14 protein-coding genes are annotated in these 15,919 nt (G+C 72.7%); 13 read left to right on the top strand and 1 reads right to left on the bottom strand.

The genetic code is table 11. From position 1 onward, the window contains the following. The first annotated feature begins 6 nt into the window (after positions 1-6). The 7 genes from C503_RS0115835 (at position 7) to C503_RS0115805 (ending at position 6,844) form a co-directional block, all read left to right on the top strand. Complete coding sequence (locus C503_RS0115835) at positions 7-921, top strand: IS982 family transposase (RefSeq protein WP_018683199.1); 915 nt, start codon at positions 7-9, stop codon at positions 919-921. Between the two features lie 258 nt (positions 922-1,179). Then, a complete protein-coding gene (ndk, locus tag C503_RS0115830; protein WP_018683198.1) occupies positions 1,180-1,590 on the top strand; it encodes a nucleoside-diphosphate kinase in 411 nt (136 codons plus the stop codon). 184 nt (positions 1,591-1,774) lie between these two features. Then, positions 1,775-2,707 (top strand): ABC transporter ATP-binding protein, encoded by a 933-nt coding sequence (locus C503_RS0115825; RefSeq protein ID WP_018683197.1) that lies wholly within the window; start codon positions 1,775-1,777, stop codon positions 2,705-2,707. A gap of 1 nt (position 2,708) precedes the next feature. After that, entirely contained in the window at positions 2,709-3,536 is an 828-nt protein-coding gene (locus C503_RS0115820) for an ABC transporter permease (RefSeq protein WP_018683196.1), read from the top strand. Beyond that, complete coding sequence (locus C503_RS0115815; protein ID WP_018683195.1) at positions 3,537-4,376, top strand: ABC transporter permease; 840 nt, start codon at positions 3,537-3,539, stop codon at positions 4,374-4,376. It begins immediately after the preceding gene. A 39-nt stretch (positions 4,377-4,415) separates the two neighbouring features. Next, positions 4,416-6,383: a TIGR03960 family B12-binding radical SAM protein gene (locus tag C503_RS0115810; protein ID WP_018683194.1), complete on the top strand. Its 1,968-nt coding sequence runs from the start codon at positions 4,416-4,418 to the stop codon at positions 6,381-6,383. Further along, on the top strand, positions 6,380-6,844 hold the full coding sequence (locus C503_RS0115805; protein ID WP_018683193.1) for a GNAT family N-acetyltransferase: 465 nt from the start codon (positions 6,380-6,382) through the stop codon (positions 6,842-6,844). Before C503_RS0115810 ends, C503_RS0115805 begins: the two co-directional genes overlap by 4 nt. A 1-nt stretch (position 6,845) precedes the next feature. On the opposite strand, the gene C503_RS0115800 is transcribed toward C503_RS0115805, so the two are convergent. Further along, positions 6,846-8,255: a S8 family peptidase gene (locus tag C503_RS0115800; protein ID WP_018683192.1), complete on the bottom strand. Its 1,410-nt coding sequence runs from the start codon at positions 8,253-8,255 to the stop codon at positions 6,846-6,848. A 243-nt stretch (positions 8,256-8,498) separates the two neighbouring features. Here C503_RS0115800 and C503_RS0115795 point away from each other — a divergent pair, with 243 nt between their 5' ends. From C503_RS0115795 to proB, 6 genes are all read left to right on the top strand, one after another. Beyond that, entirely contained in the window at positions 8,499-9,242 is a 744-nt protein-coding gene (locus tag C503_RS0115795; protein WP_018683191.1) for a TIGR03936 family radical SAM-associated protein, read from the top strand. Positions 9,243-9,426: 184 nt separating this feature from the next. Continuing rightward, on the top strand, positions 9,427-12,432 hold the full coding sequence (locus C503_RS0115790; RefSeq protein WP_026316347.1) for a translation initiation factor IF-2 N-terminal domain-containing protein: 3,006 nt from the start codon (positions 9,427-9,429) through the stop codon (positions 12,430-12,432). Between the two features lie 183 nt (positions 12,433-12,615). Beyond that, the gene (gene rplU, locus C503_RS0115785; protein WP_018683189.1) at positions 12,616-12,924 is read left to right on the top strand and encodes a 50S ribosomal protein L21; all 309 of its coding nucleotides are present in this window, start codon (positions 12,616-12,618) and stop codon (positions 12,922-12,924) included. A gap of 15 nt (positions 12,925-12,939) precedes the next feature. Then, positions 12,940-13,197 (top strand): 50S ribosomal protein L27, encoded by a 258-nt coding sequence (gene rpmA / locus C503_RS0115780; protein ID WP_018683188.1) that lies wholly within the window; start codon positions 12,940-12,942, stop codon positions 13,195-13,197. A 90-nt stretch (positions 13,198-13,287) separates the two neighbouring features. Beyond that, entirely contained in the window at positions 13,288-14,751 is a 1,464-nt protein-coding gene (gene obgE, locus C503_RS0115775; RefSeq protein ID WP_026316346.1) for a GTPase ObgE, read from the top strand. Continuing rightward, positions 14,748-15,860 (top strand): glutamate 5-kinase, encoded by a 1,113-nt coding sequence (gene proB, locus C503_RS0115770; protein ID WP_018683186.1) that lies wholly within the window; start codon positions 14,748-14,750, stop codon positions 15,858-15,860. The genes obgE and proB overlap by 4 nt, the downstream gene beginning before the upstream one ends. The last annotated feature ends 59 nt before the right edge of the window (positions 15,861-15,919 follow it).

Raw genomic sequence — 15,919 nt, 5'->3', positions numbered from 1 at the left:
CGGGTTGTGACGACCGACATTGACACCCTCGCGACCGCACTCTACGTCAGAACCGACGACCTGCTGAAGGACGCGCCGCATCTGGCGCCGTGGCGGCCGCGGGTCGGTCTCAAGCCGCGGTTGACCGACGCGGAGCTGGTCACCCTGGCGATGGTGCAGGCCCTGCTCGGGTTCACCAGTGAGGCGCGGTTCCTGCGCCACGCCCACGCCCGCCTGCACCATCTGTTCCGCTACCTGCCCGGCCAATCCGGCTACAACAAGCGGCTTCGTAACGCCGCCGGTCTGGTCAAGGCCGTGATCCGCCTCCTGGCGGCGGACACCACACTGTGGACCGACGACGTGTGGCCGCTCGATTCCACCCCGGTGGAATGCGGCCGGTCCCGCCAGACCACGAAACGTTCCGACCTGGCCGGATGGGCCCAGTACGGCTACTGCGCCTCCCACACCCGCTTCTTCTGGGGCCTGCGCCTGCACCTGGTCTGCACCCCCGGCGGGCTGCCGATCGCGTTCGCGTTGACCGGCGCCAAGGCCGACGAGCGCACCACCCTGCTCGACATTCTCGACACCGACCCCGCGTTGGTCGAGCGACGCCCCGGTCAGACGGTGATCGCGGACAAGAACTACTACGGCCGCGACTTCGAACACGCCTTGGCCGAGGCCGGCCTCGTGCTGCTACGACCTGCCCGCAAACGCGAGGCCGAACGACCCGGCGCGACACTGTTCAAGCCGCTGCGCCAGGTCATCGAGTCGATCAACCAGACATTCAAGGCCCAACTCGACCTGGAACGACACGGCGGTCGCACCAAACCCGGCGTGATCGTCCGGGTCCTGCAACGCATCCTCGCCCTGACCGCCGCCATCTGGCACAACGACAAGACCGGACAACCCGTCAAGCGATCACTGACCGCCTACGACCACTGACCCCATGGAATCAATCATCTAGGCGTGGAACCGGCTCGGCGGCGTCGCGGTCGAGGCGGCGCCGAGCCGGAACCCGGGTGTGCGAACAACATGGTGAACGCCCTCGGCCGACCGGGGTTCATCCGCCGTTCGCCTGCCCGTCCGGTCCCCGGCGGCTTCGTGGGAGGCAGGCGAACCAGGCCGCGGCACCCCGTTACCCTGCTCGCACGCTCGTGTGGTCGATGCGAGCACGTTCCCGTTGAAGGAGTACCGAGAGCCGTGAGTGAGCGCACCCTGGTCCTGGTCAAGCCCGATGGCGTGAGCCGCGGTCTGGTCGGCGAGGTCATCTCCCGCATCGAGCGCAAGGGGCTGACGCTGGCCGCGCTGGAGCTGCGGGCCGTCGAGCGCGGGGTGGCCGAGGAGCACTACGCAGAGCACAAGGAGCGGCCGTTCTTCGAGTCGCTGCTGGAGTTCATCACCGGCGGGCCGGTCGTCGCGCTGGTGGTCGAGGGGCCGCGGGCGGTCTCGGCGTTCCGGCAGCTCGCGGGCGGGACCGACCCGGTGGACAAGGCGACCCCGGGCACCATCCGCGGGGACTTCGGCCTGGAGGTGCAGTACAACCTGGTGCACGGGTCGGACTCGACCGAGTCGGCCGAGCGGGAGATCAAGATCTGGTTCCCGAACCTGTAGTGCCACGGCTTTCCCCTCTCGTCGTCGGGCCGTCCGCGTTCACCCCGAACCGGGCGGCCCGTTCACGTCCATGGTGTCCGGAGGCCAAGGGGCGCAACAGGAACCGGCCCGGACCTGTGGACAACTCCGGGCCCCTGTGGATAACCGATTCCGGCTGTCGGTGGCTGCGGTTAGTGTCGGGGTCATGAGCGGAAACGGCGACGGCGGGCTGGTGCGGGCGCGTGGCCTGGCCAAGCGGTTCGGCGACTTCGCCGCCGTCCGGGGGATCGACCTGGACGTGCGGCCGGGCGAGGCGTTCGGCTTCCTGGGGCCCAACGGCGCGGGCAAGTCCTCGACCATGCGGATGGTGGCCTGCGTGTCGCCGCGCACCGAGGGCGACCTGACCGTCCTCGGGATGGACCCGCTCACCCAGGGGCCGCGGATCCGGGCCCGGCTGGGTGTCGTCCCGCAGCAGGACAACCTCGACACCGAGCTGACTGTGCGGGAGAACCTGTACGTCTACGGCCGCTACTTCGGGCTGTCCAAGTCCGTCGTGCGCGCCAAGGCGACCGAGCTGATGGAGTTCGCCCAGCTCGCCGACCGGGCCGACGACCAGGTGGAGCCGCTGTCCGGGGGCATGAAGCGGCGGCTCACCATCGCCCGCTCGCTGATCAACGACCCGGACCTGCTGCTGCTCGACGAGCCGACCACCGGCCTCGACCCGCAGGCCCGCCACCTGCTCTGGGACCGGCTGTTCCGGCTCAAGCAGCAGGGCGTCACCCTCATCGTGACGACGCACTACATGGACGAGGCAGAGCAGCTTTGCGACCGCCTGGTGGTCATGGACGGCGGCCGGATCGTCGCCGAGGGCAGTCCCGGCGAGCTGATCTCCCGGTACTCCACGCGCGAGGTGCTGGAGCTGCGGTTCACCCCCGGCGACCAGGACCCGGCGGCCGTCGAGGGGCTGGCCGAGCGGGTGGAGGTGCTGCCCGACCGGCTGCTGCTCTACACCGCCGACGGCGAGGCCACCCTGGCCGCCGCGCACGCGCGCGGGGTGACGCCGCTGTCGAGCCTGGTGCGGCGCAGCACGCTGGAGGACGTCTTCCTGCACCTCACCGGCCGGACCCTGGTGGACTGACATGACCACCACCGACCCCACCGGGACGAACACCCGGACCGCCGCGCGGGTGCCGGGCACGGTCCGCGCCGCCTGGCTCGTCGTCGAGGGCAGGTGGATCTGGTACCGGCGCAACTGGCGCTCGTCGGTCTTCTCCACCGTGCTGCAGCCGGTGCTGTTCCTGGTCGCCCTCGGCCTGGGGCTCGGCTCGCAGGTGCGTCCAGGCGCGGCCACCGACGGCCTGCCCTACCTGCAGTACCTGGCGCCCGCGCTGCTGGCCTCGTCGGCGTTGCAGACGGGGTCGGGGGAGTCGACCTACCCGATCCTGTCGGCGTTCAAGTGGCAGCGCACCTACCACGGCATCACCGCCACCCCGATCAGCGCCACGCAGGTCCTGGCCGGTCAGCTGCTGTGGATCGCGCTGCGCGTCGGGTTCTCCGCCGCCGCGTTCCTGGTCATCGCCGCCCCGCTGGGCGCGCTGCCCGGCCCCGGGGTGCTGCTGTCGCTGGTGTTCGCGGTGCTCACGGCCATGGCGTTCGTCGCGCCGATGGTCGCCTACTCGGCCACCATCGAGACCGAGGTGCAGCAGTTCAGCGTGGTCATGCGGTTCATCGTGATGCCGATGACGATCTTCGCGGGCACCTTCTTCCCGGTCGCCCAGCTGCCCGTCTGGGTGCACCCCCTGGTGTGGCTGACCCCGCTCTGGCACGGCACCGAGCTGTGCCGGGACGCCGCCATCGGCGCCCTGGAGCTCCTGCCCGCCCTTGGCCACCTGGCCTACCTGGTCGCCCTCGTTGCCGCGGGCGTCCACCTGGGCAGGCGCACCTTCGTCCGGCGGCTGGAGATCTAGATGACCACCACCGAGTCACGTCCCCTGGTGCCCGAGCGCGCCGGTCTGCTCCTGCGTGTGTTGCCCACCGGCATGTACGCGGGCCGCGCGCGGGTCCTGGTCGAGCGGTCCCTGCTGGTCAACCGGCGGGTCTGGCTGGCGATCGCGTCCGGGTTCTTCGAGCCGCTGTTCTACCTGTTCGGCCTGGGCTACGGCTTCGGCGCGCTGGTCGGCGACGTGGTCGGGCCGGGCGGCGAGCCGATCCGCTACGTGGCGTTCGTGGCGCCCGCGCTGCTGGCCGCCTCGGCCATGAACGGCGCGGTCTATGACGCCACCTTCAACATCTTCTTCAAGTTCAAGTACGCCAAGCTCTACGACGCCATGCTGGCCACCCCGCTCGGCCCGCTGGACGTGGCCATCGGCGAGATCTCCTGGGCGCTGATCCGGGGCGCGCTGTACGCGGGCGGGTTCCTCGCGGTCCTGCTCGGCATGGGCCTGCTGACCTCGGGCTGGGCGCTGTTCGCGCTGCCCGCCGCGGTGCTGGTGGCGTTCGCGTTCGCCGCCCTGGGCATGGCGGCCACCACGTTCATGCGGTCCTGGCAGGACTTCGACCTGGTCCAGCTGGCCGTGATGCCGATGTTCCTGTTCTCCACCACGTTCTTCCCGATCACCGTCTACCCGGAGGTCGTGCGGTTCCTGGTGCGGTGCTTCCCGCTCTACCACGCGATCGAGATCATGCGGTCGCTGTGCACCGGGTACGTGGACCTCTCGATCCTCGGACACCTGTCCTATTTCGTGGTGATGGCGGCCGTCGGCGTGGTGGTGGCCTCGCGGCGGCTGGGGCGGCTGCTGCTGTCCTGACCACGGGGTCCCGCGCCGGACGGGTTACCCTGGTTCGTCGTGAGCGTCGAGTCCGTTTTCCCCCAGCTCGAACCCCTGCTGCCCCGGGTGTCCAAGCCGGTCCAGTACGTCGGCGGGGAGCTGAACGCCACGGTCAAGGACTGGGATGCCGCGACCGTGCGCTGGGCCTTGATGTACCCGGACGCCTACGAGGTCGGGCTGCCCAACCAGGGCGTCATGATCCTCTACGAGGTGCTCAACGAGCTGCCGGACGTGCTGGCCGAGCGCACCTACTCGGTCTGGCCCGACCTGGAGAAGCTCATGCGGGAGCACGGCGTCCCGCAGTTCACCGTGGACGGCCACCGCCCGCTCGGCGCGTTCGACCTGCTCGGCGTCAGCTTCTCCACCGAGCTCGGCTACACGAACCTGCTCACCGCGCTGGACCTGGCCGGGATCCCACTGCACGCCGCCGACCGCACCGAGGATCACCCGGTCGTGGTGGCGGGTGGACACGCCGCGTTCAACCCGGAGCCGATCGCCGACTTCGTGGACGCGGCCGTGCTCGGCGACGGCGAGGAGGCGGTCGGCGAGATCACCGACATCATGCGCCGCTGGAAGCACGAGGGCCGTCCAGGAGGCCGGGACGAGCTGCTGACCCGGCTGGCCGAGACCGGCGGCGTCTACGTGCCGCGCTTCTACGACGTCGTCTACCGCCCCGACGGTCACCTCGACACCGTGCGCCCCAACCGCGAGCGGGTGCCGGAGACCGTGGCCAAGCGGACCACCATGGACCTGGACGCCTGGCCGTACCCGAAGAAGCCGCTGGTGCCGCTGGCGGAGAGCGTGCACGAGCGGATGAGCGTGGAGATCTTCCGCGGCTGCACCCGCGGCTGCCGCTTCTGCCAGGCCGGGATGATCACCCGCCCGGTGCGCGAGCGGTCCATCGAGGGCATCGGCGCGATGATCCAGAATGGCCTGGCGGCCAGCGGGTTCGAGGAGGTCGGCCTGCTGTCGCTGTCCAGCGCGGACCACTCGGAGATCGGCGAGATCACCAAGCAGCTGGCCGACCGCTACGAGGGCACCAACACCGGCCTCTCTCTCCCGTCCACCCGAGTCGACGCGTTCAACATCGACCTGGCCAACGAGCTGTCCCGCAACGGCCGCCGCTCCGGGCTCACCTTCGCCCCCGAGGGCGGCAGCGAGCGGATCCGGCGCGTCATCAACAAGATGGTGTCCGAAGAGGACCTCATCAAGACGGTCAGCGCCGCCTACGCCAACGGCTGGCGGCAGGTGAAGCTGTACTTCATGTGCGGCCTGCCCACCGAGACCGACGAGGACGTGCTGCAGATCGCGGAGATGGCCAAGAACGTCATCCGCGCGGGCCGGACCGCCAGCGGCCGCAAGGACATCCGCTGCACGATCTCCATCGGCGGGTTCGTGCCCAAGCCGCACACCCCGTTCCAGTGGGCCGCGCAGACCGACCCGGACACTGTGGACTCCCGGCTGCGCAAGCTGCGCGAGGCGGTCAACTCCGACCGCGACCGCAGCCTCGGCCGCAACATCGGCATGCGGTACCACGACGGCAAGCCCAGCCTGATCGAGGGACTGCTGTCCCGGGGCGACCGCCGGGTGGGCCGCGTGATCGAACGCGTCTGGCGCGACGGTGGCCGCTTCGACGGCTGGAGCGAGCACTTCTCCTATGACCGCTGGGTGTCCTCGGCCGCCGCCGAGCTCGAACCGCTGGGCGTCTCGCTCGACTGGTTCACCACGCGCGAGCGGACCGAGGCCGAGGTCCTGCCCTGGGACCACCTGGACTCCGGCCTGGACAAGCAGTGGCTGTGGGACGACTGGATGGACGCCCTCGACGCCCGCGAACAGGACGACTGCCGCTGGACCCCGTGCTTCGACTGCGGCGTCTGCCCGGCCATGGGCACCGACATCGAGATCGGGCCCACCGGCCGCAAGCTGCTGCCGATCAGCCCGGTCGGCGTCGGCTCACCGGTGCGCAACCCCGCACTGACCCAGTGAGGATCCGGCTCGCCACCGACGCGGACGCCCCGGCGCTGGCCCTCCTCCGTCGACTGTGGACGGAGGAGGGCCAGGCCGGGCCGCCGACCCCGGCCGAGAACGCCGACTACGAGACGGCCTTCGCCGAATGGTGGGCGGCCGAGCGGGACCACCGGCTGTTCTGGCTCGCCGAGGACCCGGGCACCGGCGAGCCGCTGGGATTCATCAACCTGCTGGTCTTCACCCGCATGCCCCGCCCCGGCCGGACCACCACCGGCTGGGGCTATATCGGCAACGCCTTCGTCCGCGCCGACCGGCGCGGCGCGGGCGTCGGGACGCTGCTGATGGACGCGGTGGTCCGGTACGCCGACGACCGCGGGCTCGTCCGGCTGGTGCTCAGCCCGACCGAGCGGGCGGTGTCGTTCTACCGGCGCGCGGGCTTCGGGCCCGCGGACATGCTGATGAGCCGCCTGCCCGAGTGAGTCAGGGACGCACGGCGGCGAGCGCGTCGACCAGGCCGTGGCCGTAGAAGCTGTTGAACGGGGCGTACCCCGAGCAGTACGCGTCCTGCTGGCCGGTGCCGTCCAGGTCGTAGTCGGTCGGGCAGGCCACCGCCTCCGCCTCGCCGGTGACCAGGCGGGCCAGCTGCTGCGGCGACGCGCCCGGGTGGGTGGAGACCAGCAGGGCCACCACGCCGGACACGTGCGGAGCCGCCATGGACGTGCCGCAGGCCGTGGCGTAGCCGCCGGGCACGGTGGAGAGCACGCAGCGGTCGTCGCGCTGCTCGCCGCCCGGGGCGGCCACGTCGATCACGCCCAGGCCGTACGCGCTGTAACCGGCCTTCGCTCGGTCGGGGCCCACGGCCGAGACCGCGATGACCCCGCGCAGGCCCGCGGGCAGCACCCGGCAGTCCGAGTCGAGCGTGCGCCACTGCCCGTCCGGCCCGGCCGTGCGGCCGCCCGGCGCGGTCAGGTCGCTGCCCTCGTTGGAGGCGGCGGCCACGGTCAGCACGCCCTTGCCGGTGGCGTAGTCGGTGGCCCGGCGCACCGCCTCGTAGACCACGTGCTCGTCGCCGTGGTCGCAGGTGCGCGGCCACGGGTCGACGTAGTAGCTGCTGTTGGCCACGGCCATCCGCTGCTCCGCCGCCCACATCAGCCCGCAGACGACCGACTCCGGCCGCACCGTGCCGTCGTCGTCGACCACCTTCACCGAGGCCAGCCGCACGTCCGGGGCCACGCCGGTGATGCCGCGGCCGTCGTCGGCGGCCGCGATGATGCCCGCCACGTGCGTGCCGTGCGGGGAGTTCGTCGGCCGCCAGGCCGCGGGCGACGGGTCCGCCGCGCCGGTCAGGCAGCCCGCCGAGCGCGTCGGGTCGACCGCCCGGACCAGGTCGGGGTGGGTGTCGTCGATGCCGGAGTCGAGCACCCCGACCAGCACCCGGGGGTCACCGAGGGTGACCGCGTGTGCCTCTTTCGCGTGGATCATGTCCATGTCCCACTGCTCGCCCGTGCGGTCCGTCGCGCCCGCGTCGGCGCCGGTGCGGACCGGTGGCGCCTGCTTGGCGGCCTTGGTCAGCGCCGCCTCGGTGCTGAACGCGCGGTCGCGGCCGACCAGGTCGGCGAACGCGGGATCGGGCGAGGTGGCCACCGCGACCGCGATCTCCGGGTAGTAGGCCACGGTCTCCCCGCAATCCCCGGTGATCTCCTCGGTCGCGCCGGACCGGTCGGTCCCCGTGGCGAACAACACCAGGTAGCGCAGCTGGTGCCCCTCGGTCGAGCAGACGGGAGCCGCCTGCCCGAGGGGGTCGCCCAGCGCGACCGCGGGTACGGCGACGGCCGCCGCGACGACCGCGGCACCGACCGCCGCGGCCCTGGTCAGGCGGGCCAGGGGCACGGGCGACCTCCAGTGCTGGTGTCCCTCTGCGCTGGTTTTCTCGGCACGCGCGCCGCAAACCGCGCGCGTGTCCGCTGGGTGCGGACGCTAGCCAGGCTCGGGGAACGAAACAAGCGCGCGGGCCGAATTGGCGCTCCCGGTACGGTGCCACTGTCCCGGTGTGCTCACCACCGGAGCAGTGCCACACCACCAGAAGGAGTAATCCTGAGCCGCCAGGACCAGCCCAACCCGTCGGCCTCGCCGGTGCAGAAGATCCGGCTGCGCTACGCCAAGCGCGGCAGGCTCCGCTTCACCTCGCACCGCGACGTCGCCCGCGCCTTCGAGCGCGCGCTGCGCCGCGCCGGGGTGCCGATGGCCTACTCCCAGGGCTTCAACCCGCACCCCAAGATCTCCTGGATCGGGGCCGCGCCCACCGGCGTGGCCAGCGAGGCCGAGTACGTGGAGATCCAGGTCGTCACCCCGGTCGACCCGGACCGGCTGGCCGCGGTGCTGGACGCCGCGCTGGCCCCCGGCCTGGACATCCTGGAGGCGGTCACCGCGGGCCCCGGCGGCCTGGCCGACCGGATGGAGGCCAGCGACTGGCGCGTGGAGCTGCCCGGGGTGCCGCCCGGCGAGCTGCGCGCGGCACTCGACCGGCTGCTCGCCGAGGAGCACGTCGAGGTGGAGCGGCTCACCAAGGACGGCAGGCGGACGATCGACGCCCGACCTGCGGTGATCCGCGCCGCGGTCGAGTCGGCGGACGACGCGCCGCGCGGTGTGGGCCTCGACATGTCCTACCCGGAGCGTTCGTGTGGGATACTGCGGGTGGTCGTCCGGCAGACAACACCGGCTGTGCGACCCGACGACGTACTGAGCGCGCTTCGTGTCGTCGCCGCCCTGGAACCACCGGTGCCCGCTAAGGCGACTCGACTGGCCCAGGGACGGCTTGACGACGAAGGCGGTCTGTCCGATCCGTTGGCCCTCGACAGGCAAGCGGGCCTCGGGTAGTCCATCGGGGAGACGAAGCGGGTCACCGTGGTCGAACGACCTGCCGTCCGCGGGCTGGGGTCAGCACGACCCACAGCGGCGGCGGTGACGGGCGAGGATTCCCGCCGCCACGCGCGGCGGAACGAACAACTAGGCCCCTGAGCGGCCGCGTCTGGGACGACGCGCCCGGGGGCGGAGGAGCTACATGTCGGATATGTCTACCCCTGCCGGAAGCACCGGCGGGGCTACCACCACACCTGTCGAGACGGTGCTGGCGGAACTGCCCGCGAAGGTCCGCGTGCACGCGTTGGCCAAGCTGCTGGAGGTGAGCAGCAAGGACGTGCTGGCGACGCTGGCCGACCTGGGCGAGGCGGTGCGGGGCGCGCAGTCGAGCGTGTCCCGGGACGTGGCCGAGCGGGTCGCCAGGGTGCTGCTGGACGAGTCCGCGGACCCGGCCGCCGACCCCGCCGACCCCGCCGAAACCACAGTGCCCGCCGAACCCGCCGAGCCGGTGGAGGAGCCGGTCGAGGAGCAGGCCGCCGCGCCGGAGCCGGTGCGCCGGATCCCGCCGACGCCGGTGTTCGCCTCCGCGTCGCCGCTGTTCCTGCCGCCGGAGCCCGCCACCGCCCGGCCCGTCCGCGCCCCCGAGCCCGCGCCCGCGGTGGTCGACGAGGTCGACCACGAGGACGTCGAGGAGACCCAGGACACCCGCGCGGCCGAGCCCGTCGACGACCACGCCGACGACGACGACCCGAGCGGCAGCAGGCGCCGCCGCCGTGGCCGTCGTGGTCGCGGCCGGGGCAAGGGCGCCGTCGACGACGTCGAGGCCGCCGAGGACGAGCCCCGCGCGCAGCAGGCCGAGGAGACCGCCGGGGCCGAGCCCGAGGAGCAGGCCGAGCCGGAGGCGGACGAGGCAGGCGACGCCGGTGACGCGGGCAACCGCAGGCGCCGCCGCCGCCGTCGCCGCAAGGGCGGCGAGGACGGCGACGCCGACGTGGGCGACGACCCGCCCAACACCGTCGTGCACGTGCGTGAGGCACGTGAGGAGAAGCCCGAGAGCAACGCCCGCGACGAGGTGCGCAGCGTGCGCGGCTCCACCCGGCTGGAGGCCAAGCGGCAGCGCCGCCGGGACGGCCGGGAGGCGGGCCGCAGGCGCGCGCCGATCCTGTCCGAGGCCGAGTTCCTCGCCCGGCGCGAGGCCGTCGACCGGGCCATGATCGTGCGCGAGCACGGCGACCGCACCCAGATCGCGGTCCTGGAGGACGGCGTGCTCGTCGAGCACTTCGTCACCTCCTCCGGCAGCGGCTCCCTGGTCGGCAACGTCTACCTGGGCCGCGTGCAGAACGTGCTGCCCAGCATGGAGGCCGCGTTCGTCGACATCGGCCGCGGCCGCAACGCCGTGCTCTACGCGGGCGAGGTCGACTGGGACGCCGCGGGCCTGGAGGGCAAGGCGCGCCGGATCGAGCAGGCACTGTCCACCGGGGACAGCGTGCTGGTCCAGGTCACCAAGGACCCGGTCGGCCACAAGGGCGCCCGGCTGACCACACAGATCAGCCTGCCCGGCCGCTTCCTGGTCTACGTGCCCGGCGGCGGCGCCACCGGCATCTCCCGCAAGCTGCCGGAGAACGAGCGGCGCAGGCTCAAGGACGTGCTCAAGCGGATCGTCCCCGAGGACGCGGGCGTGATCATCCGCACCGCCTCGGAGGGCATCAGCGAGGAGGAGCTCGGCCGCGACGTGCGCCGCCTGCAGGCCCAGTGGCAGGTCATCAGGGAGAAGTCCGGCAACGGCAACCGCCGCTCCGCCGCGCCCGCGCTGCTCTACGAGGAGCCCGACCTGCTGGTGAAGGTCGTCCGCGACCTGTTCACCGAGGACTTCAGCTCGCTGGTGGTACAGGGCGACACGGCCTGGGAGACCATCGACGCCTACGTCCGGCACGTCGCCCCCGAGCTGCTGGAGCGGGTCCGCAAGCACGTCGGCACCAAGGACGTGTTCGCCGAGCACCGGGTCGACGAGCAGCTGCTCAAGGCGCTCGACCGCAAGGTCTGGCTGCCCTCCGGCGGCTACCTGGTGATCGACCGCACCGAGGCGATGACCGTCATCGACGTCAACACCGGCAAGTTCACCGGCTCCGGGGGCAACCTGGAGGAGACGGTCACCCGCAACAACCTGGAGTCGGCCGAGGAGATCGTCCGCCAGCTGCGGCTGCGCGACATCGGCGGCATCATCGTGATCGACTTCATCGACATGGTGCTGGAGTCCAACCGGGACCTGGTGCTGCGCAGGCTGACCGAGTGCCTCGGCCGCGACCGCACCCGGCACCAGGTCGCCGAGGTCACCTCCCTGGGCCTGGTGCAGATGACCCGCAAGCGGGTCGGCACCGGGCTGCTGGAGGCGTTCAGCAGCACCTGCGAGCACTGCAAGGGCCGCGGCGTGGTGGTCTCCACCGACCCCGCCGTCCGCGCCCCCGCGCCCGCCAACGGGCAGAACGGCGGCGGCCAGGCCGAGAAGGCCCAGCCGCAGTCCGACAAGGGGCAGCAGCAGGGCGGCGGCAGGCGCAACCGCAACCGCGGCGGCGAGGACAAGGCCCGCGCCGAGGAGGCCCGGCCGCGCGAGGACGAGACCAGGGGCCGCGAGGACGAGGTCAAGTCCGAGGTGGCCAAGGTCGCCGTGCGGGACATCGCCAAGGCCACGGTCCGGCCGGAGGACGCCGTCGAGACCGTCGACGCGCCCGCCGGGCACGGTGCCAACGGCCAGGGGTCGCGGGCCGGGCGGGACGCCGTCGCCGAGGTCGTTGCCGAGGCCGACGAGCGCTCCGACCGGCGGTCCGACACCCGGGCCGCCCGACCGGCGCGCGCCGAGGCACCGGCCGAGGAGGCCCCGGCGGCCCGCGAGCCGCGCAGGCGGCGGGTCGGCAGGCGCGCCCAGGGCGCGGCGGCCAACTTCACCGCGGGCGAGGACTGGTCCGCGGAGACCACGGTCCGGTCCGCCGAGCCTGTCGAGCGCGCCGGGTCGGTCGAGCCCGCTGTGTCTTCCGTGCCTGCCGTGTCTTCCGTGCCCGCCCGGTCGGCCGCGGAGGTCCGCTCCGCGTCCGAGCCCCGGTCGGTGGCGGCTCCCGAGCCGGTCGAGCCGGTCGTGCCGCGCCGTCGGACGCCCCGACGGTCCGCGTCCCGGCCCGCCGGTCCGCCCGTCGACGCCGCACACGAGGGGTGACGCCGGTCACCCGATCAGGGTTAGCCGACCCCGGTTTGACCCTGGTTCACGCAGACACGTAACCTGTAACGCGGCCCGCCTTTCGGTGGGCTGCGTCGTGCGAAGCCCGACCCGCCGCGATTACCCCAGCGGGTCAGGGCACGCAGGACCCCCACCGTCTAGTAGCAGGAGACTTCCGTCCCGATGTACGCGATCGTCAAGACCGGCGGCAAGCAGTACAAGGTGGCTGTCGGCGACGTCGTCGAGGTCGAGAAGCTCGAAGGCGCGCCGGGCACCGAGCTCAACCTCGCCGCGGTGCTCGTCGTCGACGGCACCGACGTCACCACGGACGCGGACGCCCTGGCGAAGGTCTCGGTGACCGGCAAGGTCGTCGAGCAGACCAAGGGCCCCAAGATCCGGATCCACAAGTTCAAGAACAAGACCGGCTACCACAAGCGGCAGGGTCACCGTCAGAAGCTGACCCGCGTCGAGGTCACCGGCATCACCAAGTAGAGGACCTGAGCAGCCATGGCACACAAGAAAGGCGCGTCCAGCTCCCGCAACGGACGCGACTCGAACGCCCAGTACCTCGGCGTGAAGCGCTACGGCGGCCAGGTCGTGAAGTCCGGCGAGATCCTGATCCGCCAGCGCGGCACCAAGTTCCACCCCGGTGTGAACGTGGGCCGCGGCAAGGACGACACGCTCTTCGCGCTCGCCGCCGGTGCCGTCCAGTTCGGCGCCAAGCGCGGCCGCAAGACGGTGAACATCGTGCCGGTCGAGGCCTGAGGCCCACCGCCACGAGCTAGCTAGACCCCGGACGAGGGGCGGGTCGGAGCGCATCCGGTCCGCCCCTCGTCCTGTGTTCGGAGAGGATTCCTGGTGTCAAAGTTCGTCGACCGGGTGGTCATCCACGTCGCCGCGGGTGGCGGGGGCAACGGTTGCGCCTCGGTGCACCGGGAGAAGTACAAGCCGTTGGGCGGCCCCGACGGGGGCAACGGCGGCAACGGCGGCGACGTCGTGCTCGTCGTCGACAACAACGTGCACACGCTGCTCGACTTCCACTTCCGCCCGCACGCCACCGCCACCAACGGCAGGCAGGGACAGGGCGCCAACCGCGACGGCGCCACCGGCGAGGACCTGGAGCTCAAGGTCCCGGACGGCACCGTGGTGCTCGACGGCGCGGGCGAGATCCTGGTCGACCTGGTCGGCCACGGCACCCGGTTCGTCGCGGCCCGGGGCGGCCGGGGCGGGCTGGGCAACGCCGCGCTGGCCTCCAAGGCCCGGCGCGCGCCCGGGTTCGCCCTGCTCGGCGAGCCGGGCGAGGCCAACGACCTGGTGCTGGAGCTGCGCTCGGTCGCCGACGCGGGCCTGCTCGGGTTCCCGTCCGCGGGCAAGTCGTCGCTGATCTCGGTGCTGTCCTCGGCCAAGCCCAAGATCGCCGACTACCCGTTCACCACCCTGGTGCCCAACCTGGGCGTGGTCACCGCGGGCGAGTCGGTCTACACGATCGCCGACGTGCCCGGCCTGATCCCGGGCGCCAGCGAGGGCAAGGGCCTCGGCCTGGACTTCCTCCGGCACATCGAGCGCTGCTCGGTGCTCGTGCACGTGATCGACTGCGCCACCTACGAGCCCGGCCGGGACCCGCTCTCGGACATCGACGCGCTGGAGGAGGAGCTGGCCCGCTACACCCCCGCGCTGGGCGGTGACCTGGCCGGACGCCCGCGCCTGGTGGTACTCAACAAGCTCGACGTGCCCGAGGCCCGCGACCTGGCCGAGCTGGTCCGCCCGGAGATCGAGGCGCGCGGCCTGCCGGTGTTCGAGATCTCCACGGTGACCCGCGCGGGCCTGCGCGAGCTGACCTTCGCGCTGGCCAAGGTCATCGAGGAGGACCGGGCGAGCAAGCCCGCCCCCGAGGCCACCCGCATCGTCCTGCGGCCCACCGCGGTCGACGACGCGGGCTTCACCGTCGACCACGACCCGGACGACGACACCGGCTTCGTCGTGCGTGGCGAACGCCCGGAGCGCTGGGTCCGGCAGACCGACTTCAACAACACCGAGGCCGTCGGCTACCTCGCCGACCGCCTGGCCCGGCTCGGCGTGGAGGAGGCGCTCGCCCGCGCGGGCGCGGTCCCCGGCTGCCCGGTCACCATCGGCGGCGTCACCTTCGACTGGGAGCCGTCCACCCCGGCCGGTATCGCGGTCATGATGCACAACCGCGGCAGCGACCCGCGCCTGGAACGCAACGAGCGCGTCGGCGCCGCCGAGCGCAAGGTCGCCAAACAGGCCCGCCGCGTCCACCACGACTGGGAGGGCGAGGCAGGACTGGACGGGGACGGGTGACCACCCGCGCCACCGTCGCCGCCGCCCGGCTGCTGGTGGTCAAGGTCGGCTCGTCCTCGCTGACCACGGCGGCGGGTGGTCTCGACCCGGCCCGCCTGGACGCCCTGGTCGACGCCGTCGCCACCCGGCGGGCCGCGGGCACCCAGGTGGTGCTGGTCTCCTCCGGCGCCATCGCCGCGGGCCTGGCCCCTCTCGGCCTGGCCCGCCGCCCCCGCGACCTGGCCACCCAACAGGCCGCCGCCAGCGTCGGCCAGCTCGCGCTCGGCCACGCCTACGTGTCGTCGTTCGGCCGCCACTCCCTGCGCGTCGGCCAGGTCCTGCTGACCGCGGATGACGTCGTCCGCCGTTCCCACTACCGCAACGCCCAGCGCACCCTGACCCGGTTGCTCGCCCTCGGCGCCGTCCCCGTGGTCAACGAGAACGACACGGTCGCCACCGACGAGATCCGCTTCGGCGACAACGACCGCCTGGCCGCCCTGGTCGCCCACCTCATCGGCGCCGACGCCCTGATCCTCCTGTCCGATGTGGACTCCCTGTACGACGGCGACCCCCGCCTCGGCGACGCCCGGCGGATCGCGGAGGTGGCCAGCCCCGCCGACCTGACCGAGGTCCGCGCGGGCGCGACCGGGGCCTCGGGCCTGGGCACCGGCGGCATGGCCTCCAAACTCGCCGCCGCCCGCCTCGCCTCCGCCGCGGGCGTGCCGGTCCTGCTGGCCGCCGCCTCGGACGCCCTCCGTGCCCTGGACACCGCCGACGTGGGCACCGCCTTCGCCGCCAGTGGCCGCCGCCTCACCTCCCGCCGCTTCTGGCTCGCCTACGCCGCCGACGCCAACGGCACCCTCACCCTCGACAACGGCGCCGTCACGGCAGTCGTCGACCGCCGCCGCTCCCTGCTGGCCGCGGGCATCACCGCCACCAAGGGCGAGTTCGTGGCGGGCGACGTGGTCGAACTGGCCGATCTCACGGGCCGCGTCATCGCCCGGGGCGTCACCAACTTCGACGCCACCGAGCTCCCCGCCCTGATCGGCCACTCCACCCACGACCTCCCCGCCGACCGCCGCCGCGAGGTAGTCCACGCCGACGACCTGGTCCCCCTGCGCCAGGCTTGACTCGCTGCCCTGGCGTGCGATCTCGGCTGTGCGGGCCTGGCATCCTGGCGTGCTCGGTC

The sequence above is a fragment of the Actinokineospora enzanensis DSM 44649 genome, from assembly GCF_000374445.1.
Lineage (GTDB): Bacteria > Actinomycetota > Actinomycetes > Mycobacteriales > Pseudonocardiaceae > Actinokineospora > Actinokineospora enzanensis.
Note: the sequence above shows the minus strand (reverse complement) of the source record. Positions and strands in the feature narration are given on the sequence as shown.